The organism is Streptomyces sp. SID13726 (assembly GCF_010548375.1).
In the GTDB taxonomy this organism is placed as follows: Bacteria; Actinomycetota; Actinomycetes; order Streptomycetales; family Streptomycetaceae; genus Streptomyces.
Genome location: NZ_JAAGLY010000167.1, coordinates 1 through 599, shown reverse-complemented (window position 1 = coordinate 599; position 599 = coordinate 1). Strand labels below are relative to the sequence as shown.

The following is a 599-nucleotide window of genomic DNA, read 5'->3' as shown; positions in this document are numbered from 1 at the left end:
CGAGAACATCAACGACGCGCTGGGCACGTCGATCGCGAACCCGCTGTCCCCGGACTGGGTGCTGCTGTCGATCGGCAACATCGTGACCTGGGAGTTCGTGGGCTACAACATGCTCATCTTCTACTCGGCGCTGCGCGTCGTGCCCACCTCGCTCTACGAGGCGGCCGAGCTCGACGGCGCGTCCCAGTGGCAGGTCGTGCGGGCCGTCAAGATCCCCGCGATCCGCGGCTCGCTCGTCATCGCCACGATCTTCTCGATCATCGGCTCGTTCCAGCTCTTCAACGAGCCGAGCATCCTGCAGAGCCTCGCGCCGAACGCCATCACGACGTACTTCACCCCGAACCTGTACGCGTACTCGCTGTCGTTCTCCGGCCAGCAGTACAACTACTCGGCGACCGTCGCCATCATCATGGGCGTCCTCACGATGATCGTGGCCTACGTCGTCCAGCTGCGCGGCATGCGCAAGGAGGCCTGACGATGACCGCCACGACCCCCTCGACCCCGGCGGCCCCCGCCGCGTCCGGCGCGACCCCGCGGACGTCGCCGCGCAAGCCCGTCCGTCTGCGCTCGCGCGCCCCCCACAGCGTCGCCCGTCCGCG

The 599-nt window shown here is 68.3% G+C and carries 1 protein-coding gene; it reads left to right on the top strand.

Annotation, left to right across the window (positions count from 1 at the left end; all coding sequences use genetic code 11):
- Positions 1 to 475 (top strand): sugar ABC transporter permease (locus G3I78_RS46960; RefSeq protein ID WP_164436727.1); only part of this gene is annotated, 475 nt, incomplete at its 5' end.
- Positions 476 to 599: the final 124 nt, after the last annotated feature.